Source organism: Desulfobulbaceae bacterium (assembly GCA_015231515.1).
Taxonomy (GTDB): Bacteria; Desulfobacterota; Desulfobulbia; order Desulfobulbales; family VMSU01; genus JADGBM01.
This window is the reverse complement of the sequence record JADGBM010000167.1, coordinates 1-4862: the sequence shown is the minus strand read 5'-3', so window position 1 is coordinate 4862 and position 4862 is coordinate 1. Positions and strand designations below refer to the sequence as shown.

Annotated in this window: 6 protein-coding genes; 2 read left to right on the top strand and 4 right to left on the bottom strand. The window is 44.5% G+C overall.

Features of this window, described 5'->3' with window-relative positions; translation table 11 throughout:
* Positions 1 to 198 precede the first annotated feature (198 nt).
* A complete protein-coding gene (locus HQK80_15470; protein ID MBF0223592.1) occupies positions 199 to 444 on the top strand; it encodes a hypothetical protein in 246 nt (81 codons plus the stop codon).
* A 418-nt stretch (positions 445 to 862) separates the two neighbouring features.
* Here the strand turns inward: HQK80_15470 and HQK80_15465 are convergent, their stop codons facing one another.
* Both HQK80_15465 and HQK80_15460 read right to left on the bottom strand, forming a co-directional pair.
* Positions 863 to 1150: a type II toxin-antitoxin system RelE/ParE family toxin gene (locus tag HQK80_15465; GenBank protein ID MBF0223591.1), complete on the bottom strand. Its 288-nt coding sequence runs from the start codon at positions 1148 to 1150 to the stop codon at positions 863 to 865.
* Positions 1137 to 1388 carry a type II toxin-antitoxin system Phd/YefM family antitoxin gene (locus tag HQK80_15460; GenBank protein MBF0223590.1) on the bottom strand — a complete coding sequence of 84 codons (252 nt, stop codon included), beginning with the start codon at positions 1386 to 1388 and terminating at the stop codon, positions 1137 to 1139. Before HQK80_15460 ends, HQK80_15465 begins: the two co-directional genes overlap by 14 nt.
* A 294-nt stretch (positions 1389 to 1682) precedes the next feature.
* On the opposite strand from HQK80_15460, the gene HQK80_15455 reads away from it, so the two are divergent.
* Positions 1683 to 1961, top strand: a complete 279-nt coding sequence (locus tag HQK80_15455; GenBank protein MBF0223589.1) for a hypothetical protein — start codon at positions 1683 to 1685, stop codon at positions 1959 to 1961.
* Here the strand turns inward: HQK80_15455 and HQK80_15450 are convergent.
* A complete protein-coding gene (locus HQK80_15450; protein MBF0223588.1) occupies positions 1951 to 4053 on the bottom strand; it encodes a BACON domain-containing protein in 2103 nt (700 codons plus the stop codon). The two genes, HQK80_15455 and HQK80_15450, sit on opposite strands and share 11 nt — an antisense overlap.
* A 144-nt stretch (positions 4054 to 4197) precedes the next feature.
* Positions 4198 to 4862, bottom strand: a 665-nt coding sequence (locus HQK80_15445; protein ID MBF0223587.1) for an ATP-binding cassette domain-containing protein, incomplete at its 5' end; no start/stop codon positions are given.

Below are 4862 nucleotides of genomic sequence, written 5' to 3'. Positions count from 1 at the left end.
TGGGTCTTTCAAATCAGGAGATGCCTGATAGTAAAGGGTTATAGATAAATGCATTACGGTTTTCTAAAAAAAATACCCAATTTTCAGGGTAATTTCCGGAATGGTGCTGATGGCAATGAGCTGAGGCGTTGTGTCAGGTTGAGCGGGCAATAGACCTGGCTTTTAAAGAAACGGTTCAATTTTACAAGTAACCTTTCCATGGCACAAAGCTCCTCTCCATCCCGGTTGAGGGTGATTTTTCTTCCTCCAACCGGGATGTTAAAAATTCATGGGGGCAGGTCAGAAGAGTTCAGTGGCGGCAATGCAAACATAACCCGCCGACACCAGGGTGGACTTTTTCTGAGCTGCCACAATGAGGGAGCCCCTGGCCAGATGGTTGGCTTTTCTGAAGAGACCGCGGGATCCCTGATGGATGGCGGTGACGGCTGCCGGTTCAAAGGGTGAGAGGGCCGTGGACATGCCTGGCCGTGGCAGATATTCGAATTTATGGTTATACGGTTGTTCTATAGACCTCCAGAAAAATATTCCAGCACATCAATTCTTAAGTGCAGCCACAGGGGGCTTGCCCCTACAGTACGGCTGTCAATTTAATATCTGGAAAACTATATAGACTTCCAGAAAAATCTTTGAGCATATCCATTCCCAGGGGCAGCCACAGGGGCTGCCCCTGCAGTACGGTTGCCAATTTCATTATCTGGAAAGCTATATCGGCTCCCGATGATCCGGGCGATGATGTTTTTCTCCTTAATTTCTATCAGAATAATACCATTTAATGGTATTATTATTTATAATTTTTTTATCAATTATTCAACATTAATCGGTATTCGTCAAACCCATCAGGAGGTTTCCAATCTGCCACGATCTAAATTCGTTTGCCGGCAATTTTATAAACCAGATTCCTTTCCCGTTTGCCTACAGCCACAACAGAGACAATTAAATCGTTGTCTCTAACCTGATAGACCAAACGGAATCCTGCCCGGTTCAATTTTATTTTATAGCAGTCCTTCATTCCACTGAGCCGAGAGCTTTCTACGCGTGGCTGCTGAATTCGTTCTTTTAACTTTTTAGCAAATATAATACGGACAGTTGAATCCAGGTTGTCCCATTCTTTTTTTGCCTCTTCCTTGAAAACCAACCTATAAGTAGTCATCAATATTGACTTCAATTTCTGGCTGATCTTGTCGAGCCTCAGCAATTGCTGCAAGTTCCATGTCTTCAAGCTTGTCCATCAACAATTCGAACGCTTTTGCCGGGATCGCATAAAAAACAGGTTCATTGCGGTTCAGAATAGCGACAGGCGCACCATCACCTTGATTTACAACGGCCATCGGATTCTTTTTAAGTTCAGATATCCCGGCGGTGACATCTGCCAGGATTGGATGCGTAATCGTCATATGAATATCTTCCCTTCAAATTTCATAAAAGACCAATTAAAGACATCTTTAAATGATCTAATCATAAATCATATTAAGGCAGGCACTTGTGTCGTAACCCGCAACTACGCATTTGCAGCCAGCCTGCTGAATTTAACGAGCCTCTCCCACAAAGAAATTTCACCTTGCAGAACTCTCACTCATATAAACCGGATATCTCAAAAACATTTTTTTATCGGAATCAAGCCTTGCAACTTTTTTCCCAGGCCGTAAGCTGTTTGCTGATGCTTTCAATTTTTTCATTGGCTGATGCAGACTGTTGCAGGGGGAAGTGTTTCAAATCCACAGAAAGCCGCAACAGCAGCCGTACCACCTCAATATTTTCACGGGCTGTTGCCAGAGGTCCTTTTTTTCTGTCCGGCAGTTGGCCCTGTAAACATTGGTGATCAGTGCGACCAGTTCATTTTTCATGGACTCCCCCAAGGTATATTTGTCAATGGCTGCAAGATTGTAGCAGTCAAATTCTTTCCAGACACCTGGAGCCACATAGGCACCGCAGGTAGCCGGCTCATCTTGGTTACCTATTAATGGAGGCGGGGGTTAAGGTGATCTCCTGATCATCCAGCATCACCTGTCCCTGGTAAATACTCAAGGTCAACGGTGCCCTGTCTGAAAATGTGATGGTCTGGGGACCTTTTGTTGCTGGAATTTTCAAAACAGTCTCATCAGACCCTTCAAAGGTAACAACAGCTCCTGACCTGGAAACAGTGAACAAATCCGAGATGGACTGAATCTCTATGGTGTTTTGTCCCAAAAAATTGATCAATTCAGCCTTAGCTCCGCTTTCAAGGATGATCTCATTGGGAGTTGATGTACCATAAACCTTTTCATCGCTGCCTGATGTAATGGTTCTGTTGGGAGTGGTTCTGGTGAGGATAAAAGCTGTTTGTAATGTCGTACCGGTTTGACTAATGTTATAGGGGTAACCCGCTATAGTCCCTGAGCCGCTCCTGGCAGAGCCGGTATTGGGATTTACCGATACGGTAACACTCCGGCTGCCGGTCCCACTGGTTGGGGATATACTCACCCAGGAAAGGTTTTCAGAGGTGGTCCAGGAACAGCTTGAGCTGGAAGCTGTTACTGAAACCGATTTGCTTCCACCACCAGACGTAAAACTGCCGCTGGAAGGGGAGATGCTGTATGTGCAAGGAGCAGGGTTAAGCCATTGAGAAAGGTTCCCTGCCGAATAAGCAGCACCGAATTTGCTGTATTTGTCTGTGCCTCCACATGGACCACCACTCCCTCCAAACAAAACTCCCACAAGGTAACTATAATTTTGAAAAATCCCGGAACCACTACTACCTCCTTCAGTCCCCCCGTCTGACCAGACGACTTCAAGAAAACTGCCGGTCGAGGATGGGTTGCAATTAAAAGAATCACCATATGTATCATAACACTGATAATACCCCCCTTGATCGCCAAAAGATATTTTTTTCCAATCTCCGGCTGGATGGTGAATACCGGTAACAGTACCTGGTTCAATTGAAGCATTCCAACCTGAATAAAACACCCCTGCAGGGGGTGAATTATTCAATTCTAAAAAAGAGACATCTTGATTACTATCCAGGCTACTCGTTGTCCTGCCTTTGGTCCAGAGGAGTGTTGCACCGCCAGATTTAATAGAATAATTTGCATTCCTTGTTGAAGCGTTACACCAAGCAGATTCGAAAAACCAGTGGGTTTCCAAGGAAGATGCAACCGTTTGAGTGCTTATACAGTGATTAGCTGTAATAAAATAAGGTTTATCTGTGTTAGGATCTGTGTCGTTGAGCAGGGTTCCAGTACAGAGATAAGAATATCCAGATTGAGTGTAAACCATTTTTGCCACGGCTTTTCTCATACTCTGCCAACTGGAATAGCAGGTCGCATCATTATGGCAGGGGTCACTATCACCATAACTTTTCATTATTGAAGATTCGCTATTGGAAATGAATGGCGAAGCAAAGATATGTGACAGAAAAGGGATGGCCATCTCAACATTTTCTGGCTCAATGTCCGGGGGGATATAAATTTCTATTCCAATATTATCTCCTGGAACGGTTGGAGACCAGTAAGTCTGAGAATCTGGATGATCAGGGTCTGCTGTCTTGTTAACTTGTAATAAAAAATTGATTTGTTCTCCGGTAACCAGAACGGGAAAAAGATCGCTTGTTTCATTTTCAAGCTCAAAAAAACGAAACTCTGTTTCTTGGGGCAATTTGTTTACGATTATGCCAACCCTTAATGCTTTGGCTCCTGGTGAAGAAATAATAATTGTTGCGGAATACCCTCCATCTTGTATTTTATACCAATTCAATAACTGCTTAAAGAGGCTGAGTTCAGATAAAGATTCTATTTGTCTGGCAAAACCAATTTGATTTGGTACTGAATCATCAGACATGGCCGCACGCTGGGATTTCAGAGTATCTTGAGCTATTTCAATAACGGGAGCATTTCTGATTTCTTGAGGTGATTTTAATTCTTGTTCAAGAGAATCAATCCCCCTATCCTCACCACGGTATACCTCGCCCATTACGCTGACACTATCTGAAGAAAAAACAGGATTGCAAGGAATGAAAATAAAAATGCCCATTATGACTAAAATATAAAGACGATTAATTATCATAGAAAAAATCGGCATCCTTCATTTTCCAGTTTACACTTTTCCGATGGATTATCTAATCCCATACTCCCCCTCTCCTTCAAGGAGAAGGGGCCGGGGGTTGAGGTGTCATGATAAGTGTAAACTACTTTTAATCTGATATGAAGGATGCCATATTTCCATTTATTTTTTTCCATAGATGTCAGGCTCATTTTTTTTGACGGCAGATGTAATGATCCTGGGGACAGGCTTTGAATTAAGATCCAGTATGCGAAGGGCACCTTTGATAATATTGGGATCCTGGGAAAAAATGATCATGGTATGTCCATCCTTAGAAAGGGAGTATAAAAGGTTATAAATTACCGCACCCCCCCGGGCATCAAGACCCTCGGTGGGCTCATCCAGAATTAGAAGCCTTCCGCCTGCGGCAAGGGTTCTTGCCACGGCAATCCTCTTTCTGTCTCCCATGGACAGGTGACGGCTGGAAAGCGTCAGGGGCATATCCAGACCCATGGAACTCTTATCTATAAAAGGGGCGAGACCGGCATCGGTTATAATTTTGTTCAAAGCGGCCATGTCAATATCAGGGTTGGCAGCCACAATGTTCTCCCGGATGCTGCCGGGCATAAACTCCGGCTCCTGGGGCAGTATGCCAACGTTGGATCGCCACCAGGACGGCGATACCTGTCTTAGATCAACTCCGTCTGCAAGTATCTGGCCCCGGTCTGGCTCCAGAAGACCGGATAAAAGACGGGCCAGGGTGGTTTTACCGGTACCGTTTTCGCCCGTCACCACCAGCACGGAACCAGGATTGACATCAATGGTGAGGGACTCAAAAAGCGGTTGAT

Coding starts and splice junctions, on each gene's coding strand:
- HQK80_15470 (MBF0223592.1), top strand. CDS start 199: ATGGCACAAAGCTCCTCTCCATCCCGGTTGAGGGTGATTTTTCTTCCT.
- HQK80_15465 (MBF0223591.1), bottom strand. CDS start 1,150: ATGACTACTTATAGGTTGGTTTTCAAGGAAGAGGCAAAAAAAGAATGG.
- HQK80_15455 (MBF0223589.1), top strand. CDS start 1,683: ATGCAGACTGTTGCAGGGGGAAGTGTTTCAAATCCACAGAAAGCCGCA.
- HQK80_15450 (MBF0223588.1), bottom strand. CDS start 4,053: ATGCCGATTTTTTCTATGATAATTAATCGTCTTTATATTTTAGTCATA.